The organism is Paraburkholderia silvatlantica (genome assembly GCF_003096715.1).
GTDB lineage: Bacteria > Pseudomonadota > Gammaproteobacteria > Burkholderiales > Burkholderiaceae > Paraburkholderia > Paraburkholderia silvatlantica.
Genome location: NZ_QEOL01000041.1, coordinates 44,783 through 45,595 on the forward strand (window position 1 = coordinate 44,783; position 813 = coordinate 45,595).

The following is an 813-nucleotide window of genomic DNA, read 5'->3' on the forward strand; positions in this document are numbered from 1 at the left end:
CCGAACTTCGCGGTCAGAACCGTCGTGATCGCTGCCGTCAGCGTGGTCTTGCCGTGGTCAACGTGACCGATCGTGCCCACGTTCACGTGCGGCTTGGTCCGCTCAAACTTACCCTTGGCCATTTTCGACTCCTAAGAGGATTTTTCCGTACGTTGCGCGGGGCGCGCAAACAATCACTGGCTTTGCTGCTGCCTGCTCGATGCGAGACTTCTGAGGCCCGCTAGATACCGGCTGGTGCCCATGGGCAGGATCGAACTGCCGACCTCTCCCTTACCAAGGGAGTGCTCTACCACTGAGCCACATGGGCGAAAACTGCTCTGGACCGCTTTATCGCTTCGCTGGAGCGGGTGAAGGGAATCGAACCCTCGTCGTAAGCTTGGAAGGCTTCTGCTCTACCATTGAGCTACACCCGCGAGGTTCGCCGACCATCGCAACCTTACCGCAACCACTAGCGCGATCTTTGCCGGCCCGACACTTACTACAGCTGAATTCTGGTGGAGGAGGTTGGATTCGAACCAACGTAGGCGTAAGCCAACAGATTTACAGTCTGCCCCCTTTAGCCACTCGGGCACCCCTCCGCAGAGAACTGATGATTATGGGGGAACATCCGAATCGTGTCAAGCACTTTGTTCGGCGCCGATCCCACAACGCTCTCACTTATAGGGAGAGCGGAAAAGCAAAAACCCCGGCTTTTTAGGGCCGGGGTCTCGCTTGTAGAGGAGCCTGACGATTACCTACTTTCACACGGGCAATCCGCACTATCATCGGCGTGGAGTCGTTTCACGGTCCTGTTCGGGATGGGAAGGGGTGGGA

At 57.3% G+C, this 813-nt stretch carries 1 protein-coding gene, 3 tRNA genes and 1 rRNA gene; all 5 read right to left on the bottom strand.

Going from position 1 to position 813, the window contains the following annotated elements; genetic code table 11:
- The coding region (locus C7411_RS39080) for a GTP-binding protein (protein WP_423802890.1) at positions 1-122 on the bottom strand (122 nt) is incomplete at its 3' end.
- A 110-nt stretch (positions 123-232) separates the two neighbouring features.
- Positions 233-307 (bottom strand) — tRNA-Thr (locus tag C7411_RS35190).
- Between the two features lie 32 nt (positions 308-339).
- A tRNA-Gly gene (locus C7411_RS35195) sits at positions 340-413 on the bottom strand.
- 79 nt (positions 414-492) lie between these two features.
- Positions 493-578, bottom strand: a tRNA-Tyr gene (locus tag C7411_RS35200).
- 143 nt (positions 579-721) lie between these two features.
- Positions 722-813, bottom strand: a 5S ribosomal RNA gene (gene rrf / locus C7411_RS39085); the annotation flags it as partial.